This window comes from Micromonospora pisi (assembly GCF_003633685.1).
Lineage (GTDB): Bacteria > Actinomycetota > Actinomycetes > Mycobacteriales > Micromonosporaceae > Micromonospora_G > Micromonospora_G pisi.
In genome coordinates, this window is the sequence record NZ_RBKT01000001.1 from 6,354,623 (window position 1) to 6,375,962 (window position 21,340).

The 21,340-nt window shown below is 69.8% G+C and carries 21 protein-coding genes; 9 read left to right on the top strand and 12 right to left on the bottom strand.

What is annotated here, in order from left to right; translation table 11 throughout:
- Window positions 1-59: 59 nt before the first annotated feature.
- Entirely contained in the window at window positions 60-1,427 is a 1,368-nt protein-coding gene (locus tag BDK92_RS27295; RefSeq protein WP_121159264.1) for a glycosyl hydrolase family 18 protein, read from the bottom strand.
- A 185-nt stretch (window positions 1,428-1,612) separates the two neighbouring features.
- Between BDK92_RS27295 and nhaA the strand changes: the two genes are divergently transcribed.
- On the top strand, window positions 1,613-3,502 hold the full coding sequence (nhaA, locus tag BDK92_RS27300; RefSeq protein WP_246017270.1) for a Na+/H+ antiporter NhaA: 1,890 nt from the start codon (window positions 1,613-1,615) through the stop codon (window positions 3,500-3,502).
- 48 nt (window positions 3,503-3,550) lie between these two features.
- Here the strand turns inward: nhaA and BDK92_RS27305 are convergent, their stop codons facing one another.
- Window positions 3,551-3,973: a YchJ family protein gene (locus tag BDK92_RS27305; RefSeq protein ID WP_121162632.1), complete on the bottom strand. Its 423-nt coding sequence runs from the start codon at window positions 3,971-3,973 to the stop codon at window positions 3,551-3,553.
- Window positions 3,974-4,229: 256 nt separating this feature from the next.
- Here BDK92_RS27305 and BDK92_RS39190 point away from each other — a divergent pair, with 256 nt between their 5' ends.
- Window positions 4,230-4,979 carry a serine hydrolase gene (locus BDK92_RS39190; RefSeq protein ID WP_170208697.1) on the top strand — a complete coding sequence of 250 codons (750 nt, stop codon included), beginning with the start codon at window positions 4,230-4,232 and terminating at the stop codon, window positions 4,977-4,979.
- The gene (locus tag BDK92_RS27310; RefSeq protein WP_170208698.1) at window positions 4,976-7,018 is read left to right on the top strand and encodes a transglycosylase domain-containing protein; all 2,043 of its coding nucleotides are present in this window, start codon (window positions 4,976-4,978) and stop codon (window positions 7,016-7,018) included. The genes BDK92_RS39190 and BDK92_RS27310 overlap by 4 nt, the downstream gene beginning before the upstream one ends.
- A gap of 66 nt (window positions 7,019-7,084) precedes the next feature.
- On the opposite strand, the gene BDK92_RS27315 is transcribed toward BDK92_RS27310, so the two are convergent.
- The 4 genes from BDK92_RS27315 to BDK92_RS27330 form a co-directional block, all read right to left on the bottom strand.
- Window positions 7,085-7,657, bottom strand: coding sequence for a DUF1990 domain-containing protein (locus tag BDK92_RS27315; protein ID WP_121159267.1), 573 nt, complete (start codon window positions 7,655-7,657; stop codon window positions 7,085-7,087).
- Between the two features lie 372 nt (window positions 7,658-8,029).
- Window positions 8,030-8,395 (bottom strand): PGPGW domain-containing protein, encoded by a 366-nt coding sequence (locus tag BDK92_RS27320; protein WP_147457130.1) that lies wholly within the window; start codon window positions 8,393-8,395, stop codon window positions 8,030-8,032.
- 576 nt (window positions 8,396-8,971) lie between these two features.
- Window positions 8,972-9,148, bottom strand: coding sequence for a DUF397 domain-containing protein (locus tag BDK92_RS27325; protein ID WP_121159269.1), 177 nt, complete (start codon window positions 9,146-9,148; stop codon window positions 8,972-8,974).
- A 9-nt stretch (window positions 9,149-9,157) separates the two neighbouring features.
- On the bottom strand, window positions 9,158-10,000 hold the full coding sequence (locus tag BDK92_RS27330) for a helix-turn-helix domain-containing protein (protein WP_170208699.1): 843 nt from the start codon (window positions 9,998-10,000) through the stop codon (window positions 9,158-9,160).
- A 395-nt stretch (window positions 10,001-10,395) separates the two neighbouring features.
- Here BDK92_RS27330 and BDK92_RS27340 point away from each other — a divergent pair, with 395 nt between their 5' ends.
- The 4 genes from BDK92_RS27340 to BDK92_RS27355 all read left to right on the top strand — a co-directional run bounded on the left by BDK92_RS27340 (window position 10,396) and on the right by BDK92_RS27355 (window position 12,702).
- The gene (locus BDK92_RS27340) at window positions 10,396-10,644 is read left to right on the top strand and encodes a hypothetical protein (RefSeq protein ID WP_246017271.1); all 249 of its coding nucleotides are present in this window, start codon (window positions 10,396-10,398) and stop codon (window positions 10,642-10,644) included.
- 249 nt (window positions 10,645-10,893) lie between these two features.
- Entirely contained in the window at window positions 10,894-12,066 is a 1,173-nt protein-coding gene (locus tag BDK92_RS27345) for an alanine--tRNA ligase-related protein (protein WP_121159272.1), read from the top strand.
- A gap of 63 nt (window positions 12,067-12,129) precedes the next feature.
- A complete protein-coding gene (locus tag BDK92_RS27350) occupies window positions 12,130-12,363 on the top strand; it encodes a hypothetical protein (protein ID WP_121162634.1) in 234 nt (77 codons plus the stop codon).
- 132 nt (window positions 12,364-12,495) lie between these two features.
- Complete coding sequence (locus BDK92_RS27355; protein ID WP_121159273.1) at window positions 12,496-12,702, top strand: hypothetical protein; 207 nt, start codon at window positions 12,496-12,498, stop codon at window positions 12,700-12,702.
- Between the two features lie 92 nt (window positions 12,703-12,794).
- On the opposite strand, the gene BDK92_RS27360 is transcribed toward BDK92_RS27355, so the two are convergent.
- Together BDK92_RS27360 and BDK92_RS27365 are read right to left on the bottom strand one after the other, a co-directional pair.
- A complete protein-coding gene (locus BDK92_RS27360) occupies window positions 12,795-14,078 on the bottom strand; it encodes a CehA/McbA family metallohydrolase (RefSeq protein ID WP_121159274.1) in 1,284 nt (427 codons plus the stop codon).
- Between the two features lie 83 nt (window positions 14,079-14,161).
- Complete coding sequence (locus BDK92_RS27365; protein WP_121159275.1) at window positions 14,162-14,740, bottom strand: TetR/AcrR family transcriptional regulator; 579 nt, start codon at window positions 14,738-14,740, stop codon at window positions 14,162-14,164.
- A gap of 191 nt (window positions 14,741-14,931) precedes the next feature.
- On the opposite strand from BDK92_RS27365, the gene smpB reads away from it, so the two are divergent.
- On the top strand, window positions 14,932-15,426 hold the full coding sequence (smpB, locus tag BDK92_RS27370; protein ID WP_121159276.1) for an SsrA-binding protein SmpB: 495 nt from the start codon (window positions 14,932-14,934) through the stop codon (window positions 15,424-15,426).
- Window positions 15,427-15,489: 63 nt separating this feature from the next.
- Here smpB and BDK92_RS27375 read toward each other — a convergent pair whose 3' ends face one another.
- From BDK92_RS27375 to BDK92_RS27390, 4 genes are all read right to left on the bottom strand, one after another.
- Entirely contained in the window at window positions 15,490-16,593 is a 1,104-nt protein-coding gene (locus BDK92_RS27375) for a ricin-type beta-trefoil lectin domain protein (protein ID WP_121159277.1), read from the bottom strand.
- A 183-nt stretch (window positions 16,594-16,776) separates the two neighbouring features.
- Window positions 16,777-17,979, bottom strand: coding sequence for a hypothetical protein (locus BDK92_RS27380; RefSeq protein ID WP_121159278.1), 1,203 nt, complete (start codon window positions 17,977-17,979; stop codon window positions 16,777-16,779).
- Between the two features lie 72 nt (window positions 17,980-18,051).
- Window positions 18,052-18,783: an MBL fold metallo-hydrolase gene (locus BDK92_RS27385; protein WP_121159279.1), complete on the bottom strand. Its 732-nt coding sequence runs from the start codon at window positions 18,781-18,783 to the stop codon at window positions 18,052-18,054.
- 49 nt (window positions 18,784-18,832) lie between these two features.
- The gene (locus BDK92_RS27390; RefSeq protein WP_121159280.1) at window positions 18,833-19,135 is read right to left on the bottom strand and encodes a metal-sensitive transcriptional regulator; all 303 of its coding nucleotides are present in this window, start codon (window positions 19,133-19,135) and stop codon (window positions 18,833-18,835) included.
- 97 nt (window positions 19,136-19,232) lie between these two features.
- Between BDK92_RS27390 and BDK92_RS27395 the strand changes: the two genes are divergently transcribed.
- Window positions 19,233-21,329, top strand: a complete 2,097-nt coding sequence (locus BDK92_RS27395) for a copper-translocating P-type ATPase (protein WP_121162635.1) — start codon at window positions 19,233-19,235, stop codon at window positions 21,327-21,329.
- Window positions 21,330-21,340: the final 11 nt, after the last annotated feature.

A 21,340-nucleotide genomic window follows, 5' to 3' on the forward strand; every position in this document is an offset into this window, starting at 1 on the left:
CCTCCACCGCACGGCCGGGTCGGTCAACCGGGCGCGGCCGGCAGCGGGTGGGTGGAGGCTCAGCGTGACTGGAGCGACTTGACGTTGTCGCCGAAGGTCCAGCCCTTCGAGCCGTCCCAGTTCAGCGACCAGGTCATCAGCCCCTTGAGCCCGTTCTGGTAGGTGTTCCATGCCTGCGCCACCAGCGCGGGCGACATGTACCCGCCCCCGGCACCCGGCTGTGCGGGCAGGCCCGGCACCTGCTTGTCGTACGGCACCCGGATGGTGGTGCCCTGGACGACCAGGCCCGTGTTCAGGCAGTTGGTCTGCGCGGTGAACCCCTGCACGGTGCCGGCGGCGTACGAGTCGCCGGAGCAGCCGTACATGCTGCCGTTGTAGTACTGCATGTTCAGCCACCAGAGCCGGCCGTTGTCGGCGTACTTCTTCACGATCGGCAGGTAGGCGCCCCAGATCGACCCGTACGTGACGCTGCCGCCGGTGACGTACGCGGTCTCGGGTGCCATGGTGAGCCCGAAGTTGGCCGGCATCTGGGCGAGTACGCCGTCGATGATCCGGATCAGGTTCGCCTGCGACGTGGACAACTGGTTGATGTTGCCGCTCCCGGTCAGACCGGTCTCGATGTCGATGTCGATGCCGTCGAAGTTGTACCTCTTGAGGATCGGCACCACTGTCGCGACGAAGCGGTCGGCCACGGTGCTGGAGCTGAGGTCGATGCCGGCGGTCGCGCCGCCGATGGAGAGCAGGATGGTGAGCCCCGCCGCCTTGGCCTGGCACATCTCGGCCGGGGTCGCGACCTTCACACCCGCGTCCATGCCGTCCTCCCAGAGCACGGTGCCGTCGGAGCGGATGACCGGGAAGGCCGCGTTGATCACGTTGTAGCCGTGGGTACGGATGCGCTGGTCGGTGATCGGGATCCAGCCGAGCGGGGGGTGCACCCCGTTGGCCGCGCCGTCCCAGTTCTCCCAGTACCCGTGCAGCACCTTGCCGGCCGGCCGCGACTTCACCGCGCACGTCTCCGACCCCGGCGGGGAGGTGGGCGTCGGGGTACGGGTCGGCGTGGGCGACGGGGTGGGAGTCCGGGTGGCCGTGGGGGAGGGCGTCGGGGTGCGGGTGGGGGTCGGGCTGCCACCGCCGTCGCAGGCGCCGAGGTCGCGCCAGAGGGAGGCCGCCGCGACCGGGTTCCAGCCGGCGCCCGGTGGTGGTGTGTGCGTCACCAGTGCCTCGTAGAGCCGGCCGTTGTAGGTCACCCGGCTCCCGGCCGGATAGGTGGTGCCCTCGGCCCAGGGAGGCGACGAACAGACGACGAGGACCGCCGGCGGGGCCTTGTCGGCCGGCGCGGCGAGACCGTTCGGCGCCGAGACGAGCCCGGTCGCGATCGCCGTCGCGGCACCGGCGACCAGGGCGATTACCTCACGTCGAAATCTCATGACACCCACCCCCATCGATGGCCGGGAGCTTATCAGTTAACTTTGCTAAATGTAACTCTGTCGATCTGTCGGTGGCCCCTCGGTTGGGTCGACGAAAGGGCGTCTAACAGGACTCAACGGACATATAATCTTTTCTGTTGGTGAGGGAGAGATGATGTCTTGTGCCGTGACGGCGCGGAGTCCGCGTGGCTGACTCTCCTCCGTCCCGAATGCTCGGCCGGACGACCCGGACCCGCGACCTGACCGCGCCGCTGCGCATGTTCATCCGTACGGAGGCGGGCAGCGCGGGCGTGCTGGTCGCCGCCATCGCCGGGGCGCTGCTCTGGTCGAATCTCGGCCCGCACTCGTACGAGGCGTTCTGGCAGACCCGGTTCTCCATCCGGCTCGGCGACTGGAGCGTCGGCTACGACCTGCGCACCTGGGTCAACAGCGGGCTGATGACGCTCTTCTTCCTGGTCGTCGGCTTGGAGGCGCGGCGGGAGTTCGACCTTGGTGACCTGCGCGACCGGCGGCGCTTCCTTCTGCCGGCGCTCGCCGGTATCACCGGCATGCTGCTCCCGGTCCTGATCTTCCTGCTGATCAACCAGGGCGGGCCCGGTGCGCACGGCTGGGGCGCGGCCATGTCCACCGACACCGCCCTCGCCCTCGGGCTGCTCGCACTGCTCGGGCGGGACGTACCCGAGCAGGCGCGGGTCTTCCTGCTGACCGTCTTCGTGGTCGACGACCTGCTCGCGCTCGTGGTCATCGCCGTGGTCTACAGCGAGGACATCAAGGTGCTGCCGCTGGTCCTCGCGGTGGTGTTCTTCGCCGTCGTGCTCGGCCTGCGGGTGTTGGGCGTACGGCGTGGCGTCGTCTACGCCCCGGTCTGCGTCGCCCTCTGGGGCGCGTTGCTGGCCAGCGGGGTCGAACCGGTGGTGGCCGGACTCCTCATCGGGCTGACCGCCACCGCATACTCACCGGCCCGGGGTGCACTCGAACGGGCCAGCAAACTGTTCAAGCTCTACCGTGAGCAGCCCACCGCCGAACTCGCCCGCTCCGCCACCCTCGGACTGGCCCGGACGCTCTCACCGAACGACCGGCTCCAGCGGTGGTACCACCCGTGGACGAGCTACGTCATCGTCCCGCTCTTCGGCCTCGCCAACGCCGGCATCACCATCGACGGCGCGTTTCTCGCCGACGCATTCACCTCACCGATCACCCTCGGCATCCTGCTCGGATACGTCATCGGCAAGCCGGTCGCGGTGGTCGGCGTCGCGTGGCTGCTGGCGTGGATCAGCCGGGGCCGGATCCGCCCCACGGTCGGCTGGGCGGCGGTCCTCGGCAGCGGCACCATCGCCGGCATCGGCTTCACCGTGTCGCTGCTGATCGCCACCCTCGCCTTCGACGGCCGGCAGCTCGTCGAGGCGAAGGTCGGGGTGCTCGCCGCGGCCCTGGTCGCCTCCCTGCTCACCTGGACCGTCTACCGGATCACGGCGGCCCTGCCGAAGGCCCGCAAGGCCCGTGCCCTGCTGGGGGTGGCCGACCAGTTGGCCGACCTCATCCCACCGGTCGACCCGGACCGCGACCACGTACGGGGACCGGAGAACGCCTCGGTGACGGTGGTCGAATACGGCGACTTCCAGTGCCCGTACTGCGGTCAGGCCGAGCCGGTGGTACGTGAACTGCTCACCGACGCCGACCTGCGCTACGTCTGGCGCCACCTGCCGCTGAGCGACGTGCACCCGCAGGCGCTGCTGGCGGCGGAGGGGGCCGAGGCGGCGGCCGCCCAGGGCGCGTTCTGGAAGATGCACGACCTCCTCCTCGACCACCAGGACAAGCTGACGCTGCCGGACCTGCTCGGCTACGCCGACCAGCTCGGCCTGGACCCGGAGCGGTTCCGCGAGGACCTGCGCTCGGAGACGCACGCCGGACGGGTCGCTCGTGATCTCCAGTCGGCCGACCTGAGTGGTGTCTCGGGCACGCCGACGTTCTTCATCAACGACCAGCGCCACTACGGCGCGTACGACATCGACACCCTGACCCGGGCGATCAAGATCGCCCGCGCCCGGGCCCGGATCGGCGCCGCCCCGACCTGACAACCGCAGCCGGCCGCCACCCCACCACGCCGTCGGAGAACCCGTCGCTCAATGCGACTCGTCCGCGTCGAGGTAGACCCACTGCCCGTCCTCGCGGACGAAGCGGCTCCGCTCGTACACCGTGTTGACCTGCCCTGATTCCCGGTAGTGCGCGCGGAACTCGACCGTCCCGGTGGTGTCGAAGAGTCCACCCTGTTCAGTGCCGAGGACGTCGAGACGGGTCCACTGCTGCCGGGGGTCGAGCGTCAGCCGAGCCGGCCGGGTGGTGGAGTGCCAGGTCCGCGACAGGTAGTCGGCATCACCGACGGAGAAGGCGCTGAACCGGGACCGCATCAGCTGCTCGGCCGTTGCCGCGGTGGTCTCCCGCCGGTGCAGACGGCCACAGCAGCCACCGTACGGTTCGGTCGAACCGCAGGGACAGGGCCGGGTCGGTTGGTCGGCGGTCGCTCGACGGGCGGGGCGTTTCGGCACAGGATCATTCTGGCCCAGTGTGCGTCGGGTCGTCGGCACCGGCCGGTCACGGGTGACGCGGCGCAACACGAGCACTGCGGTGTCGGCGCCAAACAGGGGAGAAGCGAATCTTCACAGGATCTTAGGCAACGACTGACCCGGTTGCCGGAGTTTACGAGGTGTGCAGGATCAAGGACCGACGCCCGACGGCGAGCGGAGCGGCCCACCCCGCCGACGGCGTAAGAGCCGCCTCGTGACGGCGGCCGCACTCGCATCGGTGCTTCTGGTCACGGGCGTGGTCGTGGGCCTGCCCCGGTGGCGGGCGGCCGACCAGCTCACCCAGGTCGACCCGGGATGGTCCGCCTGGGCCCTGCTCGACCGGAAGACCCTGGCGGTGACCGGTTCCAGCAACGCGGCGAGCCCCAACCGGGTCGAGTTGATGGTCGCGGTCTGGATAGCCGCCGACGACCTGCGCCGGCTGGCCGAGCGCGGTTTCCAACCCAATGCCGCCGAACTCGCCGCGCTCTCGTCGGTGCTCAGGTACGGCGACGATCAGGCCACACAGACGTTCTACCGGCGTAACGGCGAGGACCAGATCATCCAACGACTGATTGACCTCTGCGGCCTGGTCGAGACGGTGATCCGCCCCGGGTGGTGGTCACTGACCGAGATGTCGTCGAACGACGCCGTACGCATGGGCACCTGCATCGCCGACGGGCGGGCCGCCGGCCCCCGGTGGACGAAATGGGTGCTGGACGAGATGCGGCAGGTCCCCAGGGAGGAGCGGTTCGGCATCGTCGCGACCCTCCCCGCCGACCAGCAGGGCGCGGTCGCGATGACCAACGGCTGGACGCTGCACGTGAACGAGGGGCTGTGGGTGGTCAACTGCCTGGCCATCGCCGACAACTGGATCCTTGCCGTGCAGACGCGATACCCGCAACGAATCGGCGACCTCGGCTACGGGGCGAAGACCTGCGCCGACATCGCCCGGCAGGTGCTGCCGCGAATCCTGGGCGGGGCGAGTTGACCGGCAGGATCAGCGCCACCCTCGCCGTGGCGCGACGCGTCGGCCGGTCCGGTCTGCTCGGGCTGCGCCGGCTGGTCACGCGGCGCTGGCTGTGGTGGACCGCCGCGAGCGTGGGGCTGCTCATGCTCGCGGCCGGTGGGGTGGTGGTGGCGTACGTCGCCTCCGTACCGGTGCCGAAGGAGCCGACCGTGGTGCAGGCCTCGGTCCTCTACTACCGCGACGGGAAGACCATCCTGGCCCGGATCGGGATCTCCGACCGTACCGACGTGACCCTGGAGCAGATCCCGCTCGCGGTACGCCGGGCGGTGCTCGCCGCCGAGGACCGCAGCTACTACGACCACGTCGGCGTCTCGCCCCGGGGAGTGCTGCGGGCGGTCTGGGCGAACCTGTTCAGCGGTGCCTCCGAGGGCGCCTCGACCATCACCCAGCAGTACGCGCGCAACGCGTACCTGACCCAGGACGTCACCGCCGAACGCAAGGCCAAGGAGTTCGCCCTCGCGCTCAAACTGGAGCGAAGGTACACAAAGGATGAGATCCTCCAGCGCTATCTGAACACCATCTACTTCGGACGTGGCGCGTACGGCATCCAGGCGGCGGCCGCCGCCTACTTCGGCATCTCGGTAGAGCAGCTCACGCTCACCCAGGGCGCGGTGCTGGCCAGCCTGATCAAGGATCCATGGGCGTTCGACCCGGTGGTGGACCCGGTCGGCGCGCAGGACCGGTGGCGCTGGCTCGTCGGGTCGATGGAGACACTCGGCTGGGCCGACCCCGGCACCGCCGACGGCGCGTACCCGACGGTCACCGACCGGTCGCCGAACCGGGAGGCGTTGAGCGGTCCGCTGGGCCTCGTCGTCGACGCGGTCGAGAACGAACTCGTGGCGAAGGGCATCTCCCGGCAGGTGCTCTACGCGGGCGGGTTGCGGGTGGTGACCACCCTCGACGTGACCGCTCAGCGGGCCGCGCTGGACCGGGTCGAGAAGGCGCTGATCGAGCAGCCGTTCGGGCTCCAGGCCGCGCTGGTGGCCCAGGACCCGGGCACCGGCGGCGTGCGGGCGTACTACGGCGGGGACCGGGGCAGCGGCTACTTCGACTACGCGCAGGCGCCACGCCCGGTGGGCGCCACGTTCAAGCCGGTCACCGTCGCTGCCGCGCTGCACGCCGGCATCCCGTACGACACCCGCTGGAACGGCAGCAGCCCGCGAATCTTCAAGGACCGGTTCGGCGTGCCCCTCTACAACCCGAACAACTTCCAGTGCCCGGACTGCACCCTGGAGTTCGCGCTGACGCAGTCGCTGAACACACCGTTCTACGCCGCCGCGCAGAAGGTCGGGCCGGACAAGGTCCGCAAGCTGGCGACCAGCCTCGGCGTCCCGGACAAGTACGGCAACCAGCGCACCCTGGTCGACGCGAAGAACGAGCCGGCCGCCGGACGTACCCGGGCCGACATCGCCCTCGGTCGTTACCCGGTCGCGCCGGTCGACCTGGCCGGCGTCTACGCCACCCTCGCCTCCGGCGGCACCTACAGCGAGCGGCACTTCGTCGACTCCGTGGAGGACGGCGAAGGGCGCCGCTACTACTCGGCCGCACCCCGCCGCAGCCGGGCGGTGAGCCAACAGGTCGCCGCCGAGGTCGGTCAGGCCATGGCCACGGCGTTGGACTCCCGGCTCCCGGCTGGCGAGCTGCCGATCCCGCTCCCGCCGGTGGGCAAAGCGCCCCAGCGGCCCACGCTCACCGAGCCCGGGGCCAACCGCCCGGAGCCGGACCGGCCCGCCGCCGGCATCTCGGGTAGCCAGATCCTCGGCGACGGCCCGGACACCCAGGATGCCTGGATGGCCGGCTACACCGCCCAGCTCGCCACCGTCGTCTGGGTCGGCCACACCAACCCCGGACCGGTACGCGACATGGCCGGCAAGCCGATCACCGGCGACGGCCTACCACTGACCCTCTGGCGCGACTTCCTCACCGACGCACTCGCCGGACAACCAGCGAGCCCACTCCCGTCAGCGGCAAACTCCGGTGGCCATCGAGTCACCCGATGATCCGCAGCAGGACCGTGTGCCATCAGACATGGGTCGCTGCCTTCCGCTTCTGTCGAGAACAGTGCGTTACGATATCGATTTTTTCAGATCGGTATTCCGCCGAGCAAGATGTCGGATAGCGCTGACGTAGCGGTCTGTTGCGTACTGCTGCAGGATGCGACTGAGCGGTCCACCGGCTCGCGCGATCAGCGATGCCGGACGGCTGAAGGCCCGAATCCGGATACGTACGTCGCCCGTGTTGGTCTTTACGATCTCGAAGGCTTCCTCGCCCCGCTCGGGATGACCGGGCAGGGTGCCGTAGGCGAATCCGCGACGATTGTCTTCATCAACGGTGTAGACCACTCGGCACGGGGCGGTGAGATGTAAGGGACCCCAGCCGACTCGAAGGACTACGACGATCCCCGGCGCCGGGCCTCCGGCGGCGGTGATGACGGCGAGCCCGGCCTCTCGATGCATGCGCCAGTCGAACAGTGCGGCAGCCGCACGCTCGAAGACCTCGGGTCCCGTTCCGAGGCTGACGTCGCGGTGTACGTGACCGTACCCCCTGGGCAACGGTTCGGTACAGGTGGCGCCGACCTCTTGATACGTCAGTTGGGCAACGGTCAGCTCGGCAAGGGCCTTTGTCACATCACGCCGCATCAGACCACAGTAACCAAACGCCTAACTCGGAGCATTCGCTATGCGAGGTCCAGCGAATGTCGGCCAGACTGACGAACAGGAAGATGTCAAACCGGTACCGCGACCCTCCCCGAACCTGCCGAGGCGAGTACGCGTTTCTTCCGCCGTCCGTGCGGACGCGGACGACGAGCCGTGACGCTCGGCGTCCCGCGACCTGCGGGCATCCTGAACTGTCGAGAAGCGGATGCCGGAGACGGGTATCTGCTGGACGGCGAAGTCAAGCACCCGCTGCCCGCTGTGGAGTGGAGAGCCAAAGCGTGGCATTGAACCATAGCTGTGGCGCTCTCGGCCGTGGCCGTGGACGACATGGCCGGCGATCCGCAAAGCCTAGTACTAGAAGAATACCTGCCAGACTACAACGCCGACTACGACCAGCATGACGAGAGGCAAGGCGATCTTGACTGCGGGCGGTTGCCTTTTGATTCGCTGCCGAAGTAGCAGGGCACGCCACTCCGTCCAGGCCCGCGCGCGAAGTGCCCAGTCGAATTCCAAGGCAAGCAGCCCGAAACCCGCTAACAACAGCGGCAGACCAAACTCTGGCGCCCACACGAGCAGCAAACCCGCGATGGAAAGGAGCATGCCACCAGCGCCGACGATTACCCGTATGAAGGGTGGGCGGCGCCTATGACGCTCGCGCTGAGCGGCCACTCGCGCCAGTGTCGCTTGCTTGACGGATTCCATCTCTGATGCGCTCAACATGCTTCCCTCCGCATGACTGAACCTAATGTCCTGGCCGAGCGTAGTTGCGGTAAGTTGCGGGTGTCCCTGGGGTTCGCGCACAGCAGACAAGATTTTCGATGTCACCGGATATTTCGACTTCGTGCATCTCCATCCGCACACCACGACGCCAGTCACCTACACGATATGGAATTGGTATCCGCCGGGCCATGGAGTGCGGCGAGCGGCTCCGACAGTGCACCGGTCGTGCTATTGGTTGCGAGTCGAACAAGATCAGATGCACGGTAGCCGCGATCCGGGCGTCGCGGTGCGTAACAGTATGCGGCGGCGCGCGGCGTCCGCTCGTGTCGAGATCGGTGCCATAGTTCGCTCGGAGTGCCAAGGTCAGGCCAATGTCGGGCCGTTTTTTGCGAACGGATCGTGGCTGGCTGGCTGGGCTGGTCGTCGCCGTTCCAGTTCTCGGGAAGATTGTCGTCGCGCGCATCGCCTCGGGTGGCTTCGAGAGCCCAAGGATCGGGCGAACACCAGGCTGTGGCGGAGTTGTTCCGGTGGTGGCGGTAGGTGGCCAGGCAGGGCGAGCGTCCCGCCTGGCACACGTCACGCGTCGGTCTTGATGCCCCGGGTGAACGCCATCCAGGCGTCGGCGCTGAACGCCAGCACCGGACCGGTCTTGTCCTTGCTATCGCGCACCTGGGCGGTGTGGTCGACGTACCGAGCTTCGACGCACTGGCCATTGGTGCCACTGCGAGTGCTCTTGCGCCACTGGGAGTTCATGGCGGCTCCTCAATCTTGGTACTCGCTGTCCCGGATCTTCTTGATCATCGCAGCCGAGGCGGTCGCGGACAATGCCGAGGCGCGCAGGCTGTTGAAGACGACGGTACAGCGCCGGACGTCCTCGCCTTCGGCGTACAGGTCGCCGGTCAACCCCTCGATGTAGACCACCCCGGCACTCTCCGCGAAGTTGAGGATCGCGAAGCTCGACAGCATGGACGCGTACGCACCCTCGCGGAACGGGATCACCTGGATGGTGACGTTCCACAGCTTCGATGCGTCGAGTAAGGCCGTGAGCTGTGGGCGCATGACCGTTGGACCGCCGATCTGACGGTGTAGGACTGCCTCGTCCAGGACCGCGACCATACGCAGGTTGCCCGTGTGAATGAGTTTCTGACGCTCCAGCCGAGCCGCCACGCGTTGTTCGATGGCCTCGGGTGACGGTTGGAACGCGTCCTCGGACATCATGGCCCGCGAGTATTCGGTCGTCTGGAGCAGACCGGGCACCACGATCGTCTCGAAGTTCTGTAGCTCGTCGGCGGCGGATTCCAGGCCGATGTACTGGCGGTAGGTCGGCGGCAGGTCGCCGTACTTGGCCCACCAGCCGCGTTGCTTGCCGGACCGGGCCATCGTCAACAGCGTCTCGCGTAGCTCGGCATCGTCCACGCCGTACTGGTTGAGCAACGCGGTCAGCGCTGGTCCCTTGATGCCGACGCGTCCCTGCTCGATGCGCCGCATGGTGCTCGGCGACACCTCGATGACTTCGGCTGCCTGTTCGGTGGTCACGTCGGCTTCCTCGCGGACTCGCCTGAGCTGCGCGCCGAGCTGGAAGCGAAGGAACGTCGGGCTCTCCATGTTCGACATTTTGCACCTGTCATGGCGGGTAGGCGCAACCACACGCCGTAGAACATGAATGCATGTCCATACTTGACCTACCGGATTTGCGCGCGCAATATTGGCCAGGCGAGCCGCACCACACGATCCGGAGCGCGGCGGTCGGTGCTCCGCCATGGCCCGGCCGCCGCGCTCCCCATCCAGGGAGGCGTGATGAACCGGCGCGTGTCGTACGACGAGTACCTGAGCGCTGTCGCGCTGACCCTGGCCCGGAGGCATCGGCCGGTGTGGTCATGGACCAAGTGGCGCTACGTCTGCCGGTGCGGGTCTGACCTGCCGTGCCGGACCAAACACAGGATTCCGATCAACCGGGGTCACTGGCCAGGGGAGGACGATTGACCAGTCACGGACCAGTCATGCCGATCTGGAACTGCGCGGGGTGTGGCCTGCCTTGGCCCTGCCGTACTCGGCAGCAGGAACTGCGGGCGGTGTACGTCGACGCCCCGGTGTCGCTGTCGCTCTACCTCAGCTCGTACCTGGTGATGGCGATGCAGGATCTCCCGGGCACGCCCGCCGGGGTGCTGCACAGACGGTTCATGGAGTGGATGCGGGAGGGGCAGCCCAGGGAAGACAACTGGGTCCGGGTCGCTCGCCGTTCGCGCTGAGGTCGGGCGGCGGCGCCGGCAAACAGGCTGGGCGGTGAGGACGTACGCGGGTATTGTCTTGGGCATGGAGATCACCCGTCGCAGTGCCGCCGCGACCGCACGAGCTACCAGCTCGTCGGTTGCCGCCGCCTGATCTCCTGATTCTTCGCCGGCGACCGGAAACGGCTCGCCGGCGATTCGCGTATTCGTAGCACCTTTCCCGCGCCTGCGGGCCTTTCCGGTCACAGTGACCCGAGAGGCCGAATCCCCATGACACCCGAACAGATCGTCCGGACCTTCGTCGACTGGTTCCGCGAGCGGGGGCACGCGCTGGTGCCCGGAAGCTCGCTGATCCCACCACCGGACGACCCGGTGCTCTTCACCACGTCGGGCATGCATCCGCTGACCCCGTACCTGCTCGGTCGACCGCATCCGCTGGGGACCCGGCTGGTCAACGTCCAACGCTGTCTGCGTACGACCGACCTGGACGAGGTCGGCGACAACACCCATCTGACCGTCTTCGAGATGCTCGGGTCGTGGTCGCTCGACGACTACGACAGCCCGCAGAGCCTGCGCTGGGGTTACCAACTGCTCCGTGAGGGCTTCGGCGTCGACCCGGGCCGGCTGCACGCGACCGTCTTCGGCGGCGACGACCAGGTCGGCCCGGACCGCGCGTCGATCGACACCTGGGACGAACTCGGCGTACCGGTCGAGCTGACCCGGGACGAGAACTGGTGGTCCAACGGCCCGACCGGACCGTGCGGGCCCGACTCGGAGATCTTCGTCTGGACCGGTGAGGTCCCGCCGCAGGGCACCCCGGGCACCGACGGCCGGTGGATGGAGGTGTGGAACCACGTCCAGATGCGCTACCAGCGGCACGACGACGGGAGCCTGGAACCGTTGCCCCGGCCCAGCGTCGACACCGGGCTGGGGGTGGAGCGGTTGGAGATGGTGCTGCGCGGCAACCGCTCCGTGTTCGAGGGGGACGGCCTGGACCCGTGGGTGCGTACGGTCTCGGGGTTGTGGGGACTGGAGGGAGAGCCCCTGCGCCAGGTCTGCGACCACCTTCGGGCGGGGGTCGTGGTCGTCGGCGACGGTGTGCGCCCGTCGAACACCGGTCGCGGTTACGTGCTGCGCCGGCTGATCCGCCGGCTGCTCACCACGCTGTGGCGCGACGATCCCTCGCGCGGTCTGGTCGACCTGCCGTCGGAACCGTTCGAGCGGACCCTCGACCGGTTCGGCCAGCGGATCGACCCCGGGCAGCCGCGCGAGGTCTTCCTCGACGAGCAGCGCCGCTTCCGTGACCTGCTACGACGTGGCCGTCCGGTGGTGTCCCGGTGGCGTTCGCGCGGGCCGCTGACCGACCAGGACTACCACTACCTGCACGACACCCACGGGCTGCCACGCGAACTCGTCGACGGGTTGCTGGCCGAGGCGAACTGAGTCCGCCCGGCCGTCGTACCGCCCGGGTGTGGCATGACTCGGTTGCGGGTACGGACCCACGGCATGAGCGCAGAAACCAGTGACCGGCACAGCGCGGGAGCCAGTGACCGGGGCCAGGTGGAGCGGCGGGCCGAGTACCTGCTGCCGGAGGAGCGGGCGGCCGGCAGCGAGGACCCGCTCGCCCAGGCGCGGGCGATCCTGGCCGAGTCGGACCGACGTACGTCCGATGTGGATGGACCGTCCGACGCCCGCCGGGAACGACGTACTTCGCAGGAGACGGTGACCCCGTCGGAGTGAGAGACGCCGACGACTGTTGTTCCCATCACGACGGTCCCCGGCCGGTCCCTTCGACTGGCGCGTAACTTCCGGATCGTCGTAGTCTGCCGGCGGCTCGGCGCGGTGCCGGGCTGCTTTAAGGAGGCAACAGGGATGCTGGGACTCGAAAAGAAGCTTTCCAAGGCGTGGGAGGGCAAGAGCGCCCAGGAAATCGCCGACGCGCCGGTCACCGCGATCGAGGGTGTGTCCAAGGGCGACGCCGAGCACCTGCTCCAGGCGTTCGGCATCAAGACCGTGCGTGACTTCGGCACCAACAAATACTTCCGGTGGGCCCAGTCCATCGCGACGCTGGCCGACTGACCTCACCCGGGCCCCCAGGGCATCCGGTTGACCACACCGGGGCGGTGACCATCAAGGTCACCGCCCCGGTTGGCGTCTCAGCTACCGCACTGTCACGGCTGGAGCCACCACGGGCTCGTGTACGCCACACCCCAGTCGTTGCAGGGGTGCCCGGCCGGCCCCGGGCTCGGGTTGGCCTGGCTGGGGTCGGAGACCCGCAGCACCACCCAGTCGCCGTCGGCCAGGTCCAGCGGGACGGTGAAGCGGGTGACCTGGCCGGCGACCGTGTCGACCACCTCGGGCACCGTCGGCGCGTCGGTGCCGGGGCGCAGCACCTGGATCCGGAGCGGCTTGCCGACCCACTCCGGACCCCGGTCGAGGTCCACCTCGAATGTGACGTCACCACGGACCAGCGGGACCAGACCGCCCATGCGTACGCCGTTGGCGGTGGCGTCGACCCGCAACCCGGAGACCCGGGTGGCGAAGAAGCGACGGGCGCGCATCGCGGCCAGCACCTCCTGCCGGGTGTTCTGGGTGACCCAGAGGCCGGTCCGGCCCTTCCCCTCCGGGAAGCCCCAGTTCGTGCCGTGCTCGTCGGAGACGCCGGTGAGGCCGGGGCGCCAGCCGGCGTTCAGGCAGGCGGCCAGCGGAGAGGTCTGCCCGCTTCCCCAGCCGTCGAAGAGGTAGTCGTCACCCCGGTTGAACATCTCCAGGCCGATCATCGGCTCGCGTACGCCGGCGGTGAACCGGAAGTTGTCGAACCGTCCGACCTCGCGGCCGGGGTGGTTGAACCCGGCCACTCCGCCGGAGCTGGCGATCCAGCTGTAGAGCCGGCTCATGCTCGACGACTGGAGCAGGTCGGTGTAGTTGCCGCTGAACCAGACGTTGACGTGGCCGAGCAGCGGGTGGGACCACTCGAAGCCGCGGATCGCGGTGTACTGGCCGGGGTCGTCGGCGGCGTCGGCCAGCCGACCGGTGTGGTCCCACTCCGACCGGGACAGTCCCTCGATCGAGAAGAGGGTGCTGTGGTCGGTCAGCGCGGCGACATCCAGGCCGGCGTCGCGCATCGAGGCGAATGCCAGCTCGGGGTCGCCGTCCCCGTCGGACATCGCGGTGTGGTTGTGCAGGTCGGCGTGGACCAGCGTGGTGCCCTGGGTCAGCAGTGAGGTACGCGAGGCGCCGGTGGCCGCGGTGCGGGTCGGCCCGGCGGCGAGTGGGGCGGCTGCCGCGTGCGCGGTCCCGGGTGCGGCGGCCAGCATCAGCAGCCCGCCGGCACCGGCCAGGACGGTACGTCGAGGCGTCCCGTCATGACCGTGCCCGGCGTCCGCCGGGTCGGGTCCGGAGTGCGGTTCGTGGGGTCCGGAGTCTGTACCGCCAGCATGGTGGTGGTGAGTCATGCCGGACAGTGCATCCGACGGTCGGCAACAAATCGATAGCCCTGGTTGTCCAGCCGGTTAAGGGCTGTCGATTGTTTGCCCGGTCAACGCCCGGTCGCGGCATCCACCAGCGTGGCGGCGACGTCCCGTGCCGCGCCCGCCGCGGCTAGGTCGTGGTCGGTCAGGGCGGCGACCGAGGCGCCGTCGTAGAGGAGCACCATCTGCCGGGCCAGGCCGTCAGGTTCGGTGGCGCCTGCCTCCCGGGCGAGGTCCCGGAACAGTGTCCGGAGCCAGGCACGGGAGCTGTCGCAGACCTCACTGGCCCTGCTTCCGGGGGCGAGTTCGGCGCTGGCGTTGACGAACGCGCAGCCCCGGAAGTCCGGCTGCGCGATCGCGTCACCGAGCGCGTCGAAGATCGCGAGCAGGCGCTCCCGTGGCGACTCCAGGCCGTCCAGCTTGCGTGCCACCCGCGCCTGCCGGGCCTCCTGCCGCCGCGACAGGTACGCCCGGACGAGTTCGTCCTTGCTGCCGTACGCGTTGTAGAGGGTGGCCTTCGCCACTCCGGCGTGCTCGATCACCCGGTCGATGCCGACGGAGTGCACGCCCTCCGCGTAGAACAGTTGGTCGGCGGCCAGCAGCAGCCGCTCCCTGGGCGACGCCGAGCCGGTGACTTTCGCGGGCATGGCGCCGACACTACTAGACAGATCGGCCTACCTGCCACGACGGCCAGATCACCAGGTCCCCGCCGCCGAGGCGTGACCGGCAGCCCGCCGGGGTATCACCGGCAGCCCGCCGAGGTATCTTCGTCTCGTGCCGTCGGCGGGAGGGACCGCCGCTGCCCAGGGCACGCCGGCCGCGCAGAGGAGTTCGGGAGATCGCCGCGTCGAGGGAACCGGAGCGCAAGCTCATCGCCTCCAACAAGAGGGCGCGCCACGACTACGCGATCCTCAAGACGTACGAGGCGGGTGTCGCGTTGCTCGGCACCGAGGTCAAGTCGCTGCGGGCCGGACGGGCGTCGCTGGTCGACGCCTTCGCCCAGGAACGTGACGGCGAGATCATGCTCTACGGGCTGCACATCCCGGAGTACGCGTACGGGACCTGGACCAATCACCAGCCCCGCCGGACCAGGAAGCTGCTCCTGCGCCGGGGTGAGATCAACAAGATCCTGGACCAGGTACGTGACCCCGGCCTGACCCTGGTCCCGCTCTCGATGTACTTCTCCAACGGGTGGGCGAAGGTCGAACTCGGCCTCGCCCGGGGCAAGCGCTCCTACGACAAGCGGCAGGCGTTGGCCGAGCGGGACGCGGACCGCGAGATCGCCCGCGCGATGAGCCGCCACCTGAAGGGCCGGACCCGCCCGAGTCGCTGACCGGCGGTGAAGTCGGTGGAGTCGGGGCATGGCCCGGCGGCGGGCCACGCCCCGACGAGTCGCCTACCCGGCCGACCAGCGCTGCGCGGCGCTGCCGTTGCAGTCGTAGAGCTGGGCGCGGGTGCCGTTCGCACCACCGCCGCCGGCCACCTCGACGCACTTACCGGAGGCCGGCACCATCATCGAGCCGTTCGCACCGAAGCTGAAACGCTGGGCGCCGGTGCCGTTGCAGGTCCAGATCTGCACCCTTGTGCCGTTGGCGGTGCCGTTGCCGGAGATGTCGAGGCAGCGGTTGCCGTACACCCGCATCTCCCCGCTCGCGGTTCTGGTCCAGCGCTGGTTGATGCCGCCGTGGCAGTCCCAGATCACCGCCTGGGTGCCGGCGGCGGAACCGGAGACGTCCAGGCACCGAGCGGAGACCGCGTTCACCAGTGAGACGGCGGTGCCGACCGGCGGCGTACCCGGTGGTGTCAGGCTCGCCGGTACGGACTGGAGCGCGGCGAACCAGCGGGCGGCCATCTTGTCGTAGCCGGCGGCGTTGGGGTGCACGCCGTCGGCGAGGTCGGCGGTGGTGAGTGCCGAGTACATGTCGACCAGGTGTGTACGGGCACCCTTCTGCGCCACGATCCCGGGAATGGTCGCGTTGTACGCCCGGACCCGCGCGTCCAGCGTCGCGTTGGTCTCCGGGGTGATGGTGGCGACGAAGAGTTCCACCGTCGGCGCGTTCGCCCGGATCTTGTCGATCAGGGCGGAGAGGCGGGCCGGCGCGTTCGCCACGTCGTAGTTCTGGTTCATGTCGTTGGTGCCGATGTGCAGCAGGACGGTACGCGGGGTGGTCGCCTGGAGCCAGCCGACGATGTTGGCGTCGAGCTGGTCGATCCGCCAGCCGGAGTGACCCTCGTGGTCGTGGTCGCCGAGACTCGCCGGGCCGTTGAATCCGGAACCGACGAAGTCGACGGTGTACCCGCCGTTGACGAAGCGCTGCCACAGGTTGATCCGGTATCCACCGGGAACGTTGAAGCCGTCGGTGATCGAGTCACCGAGTGGCATCACGCGTACCCCGCCGTTCGATTCGGCCTGTGCGGGCGTGGCCTGGGCCAGCGTGAGCCCGACGGCGAGGGCGAGTCCGAGGCCGGCGGCGCCGAGCCGGCGTGGGTTCCATCGCATGGAGTGGTCCTCTCGTCCGGGCCACCCGGGGACGGTCGCGGTGCGCCGCTGGGACGGGGTGCGACGCTCGCATGCGGGCGGCTATATCGAGAGTTGACGATGTAATGCGTCTCCCGGCAGCCCACCGGTGGGATGGGGTGGACCAACGACGGCGTCACTGCGCCGAACGGTCCGACCTCCGGGTCAGGCCCGGGTCGGCGCGTCGCCGTGGGTCCGGTCGCCGTAGACGTACCGGTGCAGCAGTGACTGCGTGTCCGGCAGGCCGTACTCGCCCACCAGGGAGCTGAAGTTGCCGAACTCCACCCCCTCGTACTGCCAGCTTGCCGGCGCGTCGGCGAGCACCCGTACCAGCCGGCGGGCGGGTTCGTCGAGGTGGTCGAACGGGACGCCGGCCGGCAACGGGCCGTGCGGGAACGCGTACCGGAACGCCTCGCCCGCCACGGTCAGCGCCTCCATCGCGTCGACCTGCGGCAACCGGGACAGGTTGGCGGCGAAGGCCGCCTGCGCCCACTCCGGGCCGAGTTGGCGCAGGGCCAGGGTGGCGTACCCGGCGACGTCGCCCTCCAGGTACGGGATCTCGTGGTTCGCTCGGGTGCCGCCGCCGGCCCAGTGCGTCAGCTCCGCCGCCACCCGTGGGTCGGCGGCCGGTCCGTGTAGGCGGGCCAGCGCGATGGCGGCGCCCCACCGGACCAACGCCCGCTCGTCGTCGAGCGCGGCGGTGGCGAGCCGGGCGCTGCCGTCGGCGCCGATCAGCCCGGCGGCGACCACCGCGACGGCGACCGTGCCTTCGTCCGACTCCGCCCCGGTGACCAGCTCGGCCAGGGCCGCGAGACTCGCCGCCGCCTCGTCCGGCGCGGCGTCCGCCGGAAACCAACCCAACGTGTACGCGACGACCGTCCGCAGCCCGGGATCCTCGTCGCGCAGCAGTGGACGCAGTGACCGCAGCCCGTCCCGTACCGCCTCCCAGGCGGTCAGGGCGGCGTACGCGTCCACCGCGTGCAGTTCCGCGTGGGTGCGGTTGTACCGCCCGCGTGCCAGCACCTCGGCGCCGCCCTCGGCCTGGGACCGGATCCGGTCGATCCGGATGCCGTCCGGGAGCTGACCCTCGTCGGAGCCGATCGCGATCCAGGCCACGAGCAGCGCGATGAAGTCACGGTCCCGCGCCTCCGGGTCGGTGACCAGGTCGAGCAGGGCCGGTACGGCGTGCGCGCTGGCCTGGTAGCGGGTGCCCTGGTGGACCAGGCTGTGCAGCAGTTCGCCGAACGCCTCATGACGTACGTCCTGGTCCGCGTCGGCGAGAGCGCGTAGCTGCTCCGGTGTGTCCTCGGCGGTGCCGTACGCGTGCTCCAACGTCGACCAGTCGACCGGGTCGGTGCTCCTCGACATCGGCCCATCCTGCCATCCGGCTCAGCCTGTCGACCTACTCAGCCTGCCATCCGGCTCAGCCTGTCGACCTGCTCAGCCTTCGGCGGCGAGCAGCAGCTCCCGTACGTCCCGCGCGCGGTTCGGGTGGTCGTGACTGTCCACAAACCACTCGTAGTGGCCGTACCGCCCTTCGTCGAGCAGCCAGCGGACCAACGCGATGTCGGGTCCGTCCCCCGGTTCCCGCAGGTGGTACGGGGGCGGGTAGTAGCTGTCGCCGAGCAGGAGCACCCCGGAGTCCGGCACCGCGACGACGGTCGAGTCCTCGGCGTGCCGGCCGCCGACGTGCCGTATCTCGACGCCGTCGGCGAGGGTGAGGGTGTCGTCGAATTCGGTGTGCGGGGGCAGGACGACGAAGCCCTGCCAGTCCGGCATCGCCCGGCCACGGGCGGAGAAGCTGGGGCCGAGCCGGGGGTCGCGCTCCACCTGTTCGCGCAGGTAGTGGTGGCTCCACGGCCGTCGGGCCTCGTCGGCCAGCAGCCGTGCGCCGGCCCGGTGACCGATGATCTCGACGTCCGGCCAGGCACATGCCCCCCACACGTGGTCCCAGTGGTGGTGGGTGTAGACCAACCGTCGTACGGCCGGCAACCCGGCGGCCTCGATCGCGGCCTGGATCCGCCGTGCGGTCGTCGGAGCGTTGCCGGCGTCGACCAGGATGCTGCCGGTGTCGTCGGCGATGACCGCGACCCCGCCCTGCACGGTTTCCGCGTCCTCGTCGTGTGGATACCACCACACCCGTCCGGCGAGATGACGTAATCCTTCGCGCACGAGGCGGACGGTAGCACCGGCGGTCGACGCCCCGGTCCGGGCGGAGCGGTCAGCCCCGGTTCATCAGCCGGCCGACGGCGGCCATCATCTCGGTCGCCATCTCGTCGGCGCGTCCCTCGGCGGCGCCCTCGTGCATGCAGTGCCGGATGTGCCCGTCGAGCAGGCCGAGGGCGACCTTGTCGAGGGCGGCTTGGACGGCGGAGATCTGGGTGAGGACGTCGATGCAGTAGCGGTCCTCGTCCACCATCTTCTCGACGCCGCGTACCTGCCCCTCGACGCGTCGGAGTCGGGACAGGAGCTGGTCCTTGGTGGCGGTGTAACCGCGGGTAGGGGTCGGGGCGGGTGTGGTCATCCATCGACTATAGCTAACCCCCCGGGGGTATGCTACGGTTCGCCGGAAGGTACCCCTGGGGGGTATGTGGCGAGGTGATGCCGAGGAGGCGATGGGAATGCGACCCGACATGGCGTACGAGCACACCGAGCACACCGAGCACACTGAGCACACCGGGCACACCGGGCACAGCGGGCACGACAAGCACGCTGGGCACGACCCGGAGACGTTCCGGCGGAAGTTCTGGCTGAGCCTGGCTCTCACCGTCCCGATCGTGGTGACCAGCCACATGGTCATGGACTGGTTCGGCTACCAGCTCGACTTTCCCGGCATGGCATGGATCGGCCCGGTCCTCGGATCGGTGGTCTTCTTCTACGGTGGCTGGCCGTTCCTGGTCGGCGGAATCAGCGAGATCCGGGACCGGGCACCGGGCATGATGCTGCTGATCTCGATGGCGATCACCGTCGCGTACGTCGCCTCGCTCGCCACCACGGCCGGCACGTTCGACCTCGACTTCTGGTGGGAGCTGGCCGCGCTGGTGACCATCATGCTGCTCGGCCACTGGCAGGAGATGAAGGCGATCGGCCAGGCGCGGGGGGCCCTGCACGCCCTGGCCGCGCTCCTGCCCGACGACGCCGAACGGGTCGGCGACGACGGGCGGGTGGAACGCGTACCGGTGCCGGGGCTGCGCGTGGGCGACCGGGTGCTGGTGCGACCTGGCGCCCGGGTGCCGGCCGACGGGCAGATCACCGACGGCGGTGCCGAACTGGACGAATCGATGATCACGGGGGAGTCGCGGCCGGTGCGGCGGGACGTCGGCGACCGGGTGGTGGCCGGCACCGTCGCCACCGACTCGTCGATCCGGGTCCGGGTCACCGCGATCGGCGACGACACCGCCCTCGCCGGGATCCAACGGCTGGTCGCGCAGGCCCAGGCGTCCAGCGGACGGGCGCAGGTCCTCGCGGACCGGTTCGCGGCGCTGCTGTTCTACGTCGCCATCTCCGCCGCCGTGTTGACCTTCGCCGCCTGGGCCGCCTTCGGTGACGTCGACGAGGCCGTGGTGCGTACCGTCACGGTGCTGGTGATCGCCTGCCCGCACGCGCTCGGGCTGGCGATTCCGCTGGTGATCGCCCTCTCCACGGCGGTCGCCGCCAAGTCCGGCATCCTGGTCAAGGACCGGCTGGCGCTGGAACGGATGCGCACCGTGCAGGCGGTGCTCTTCGACAAGACCGGGACTCTGACCCGGGGCGTGCACACGCTCACCGCACTTGCCGCCGCACCGGGTCACACCGGCGACGAGGTGCTCCGCCTCGCCGGGGCGGTCGAGGCAGACAGTGAACACCCGCTCGCCCGGGCGATCACCACCGCCGCCGCCGAGCGCGGCCTGACCGGCGCCGCGACCGGGTTCCGGTCGCTGACCGGGCGCGGCGTCCGGGCCACCGTCGACGGCTTCGAGTACGCCGTCGGCGGCCCCGCCCTCCTGCGCGAGCTGGACGTACCGGTGCCGTCGGAGTTGGCCGCCGAAACCGCCGCCTGGTCGGGGCGGGGTGCGGCCGTACTGCACCTGGTCCGGACCGGTGGTGAGCAGGCGCGCGGCGGGCGGGCCGAGGTGCTCGGCGCGCTGGGACTGGCCGACGAGGTCCGGCCCGAGGCGCGGCAGGCGATCGCGCAACTGCGCCAGCAGGGCGTACGGAAGATTGTCATGATCACTGGGGACGCCCGGCCGGTGGCTGACGCGGTCGCCGCGGACCTCGGTTTCCGCCCCGGGGTGGACGAGGTCTTCGCCGAGGTCCTCCCGGCGGACAAGGACCAGGCGGTGGCCGATCTCCAGGCCCGGGGACTGCGGGTGGCGATGGTCGGCGACGGGGTCAACGACGCGCCGGCACTGGCCCGAGCCGACGTCGGCATCGCCATCGGTGCCGGTACGGACGTGGCGATCGAGTCGGCCGGTGTGGTGCTCGCCTCGTCGGATCCGCGCGGGGTGACCGGGGTGATCCGGCTCTCCAAGGCGTCCTACCGCAAGATGTTGCAGAACCTGGGCTGGGCCGCCGGCTACAACATCGTCGCGATCCCGCTCGCCGCCGGGGTGCTGGCCTTCGCCGGGCTGACCCTCAGCCCGGCGATCGGCGCCGTGCTGATGTCCGCCTCCACCATCGTGGTCGCCCTCAACGCCCAGTTGCTGCGCGCGGTCCGGCTCGCGCCCGAGCGGCAGTAGCAGTCCCGGCC

Excerpts from the sequence above, each read along its gene's own strand:
- BDK92_RS27355 (WP_121159273.1), top strand. The coding sequence starts at position 12,496 with ATGCTGGGACTCGAAAAGAAGCTTTCCAAGGCGTGGGAGGGCAAGAGC.
- BDK92_RS27320 (WP_147457130.1), bottom strand. The coding sequence starts at position 8,395 with ATGTTGAGCGCATCAGAGATGGAATCCGTCAAGCAAGCGACACTGGCG.
- BDK92_RS27365 (WP_121159275.1), bottom strand. The coding sequence starts at position 14,740 with ATGCCCGCGAAAGTCACCGGCTCGGCGTCGCCCAGGGAGCGGCTGCTG.
- BDK92_RS27330 (WP_170208699.1), bottom strand. The coding sequence starts at position 10,000 with ATGGAGAGCCCGACGTTCCTTCGCTTCCAGCTCGGCGCGCAGCTCAGG.
- BDK92_RS27345 (WP_121159272.1), top strand. The coding sequence starts at position 10,894 with ATGACACCCGAACAGATCGTCCGGACCTTCGTCGACTGGTTCCGCGAG.
- BDK92_RS27315 (WP_121159267.1), bottom strand. The coding sequence starts at position 7,657 with ATGCGGCGTGATGTGACAAAGGCCCTTGCCGAGCTGACCGTTGCCCAA.
- BDK92_RS27380 (WP_121159278.1), bottom strand. The coding sequence starts at position 17,979 with ATGTCGAGGAGCACCGACCCGGTCGACTGGTCGACGTTGGAGCACGCG.
- BDK92_RS27295 (WP_121159264.1), bottom strand. The coding sequence starts at position 1,427 with ATGAGATTTCGACGTGAGGTAATCGCCCTGGTCGCCGGTGCCGCGACG.
- BDK92_RS27350 (WP_121162634.1), top strand. The coding sequence starts at position 12,130 with ATGAGCGCAGAAACCAGTGACCGGCACAGCGCGGGAGCCAGTGACCGG.
- BDK92_RS27360 (WP_121159274.1), bottom strand. The coding sequence starts at position 14,078 with ATGACTCACCACCACCATGCTGGCGGTACAGACTCCGGACCCCACGAA.
- BDK92_RS27395 (WP_121162635.1), top strand. The coding sequence starts at position 19,233 with ATGCGACCCGACATGGCGTACGAGCACACCGAGCACACCGAGCACACT.
- BDK92_RS27375 (WP_121159277.1), bottom strand. The coding sequence starts at position 16,593 with ATGCGATGGAACCCACGCCGGCTCGGCGCCGCCGGCCTCGGACTCGCC.
- BDK92_RS27390 (WP_121159280.1), bottom strand. The coding sequence starts at position 19,135 with ATGACCACACCCGCCCCGACCCCTACCCGCGGTTACACCGCCACCAAG.
- BDK92_RS27340 (WP_246017271.1), top strand. The coding sequence starts at position 10,396 with ATGCCGATCTGGAACTGCGCGGGGTGTGGCCTGCCTTGGCCCTGCCGT.
- BDK92_RS27325 (WP_121159269.1), bottom strand. The coding sequence starts at position 9,148 with ATGAACTCCCAGTGGCGCAAGAGCACTCGCAGTGGCACCAATGGCCAG.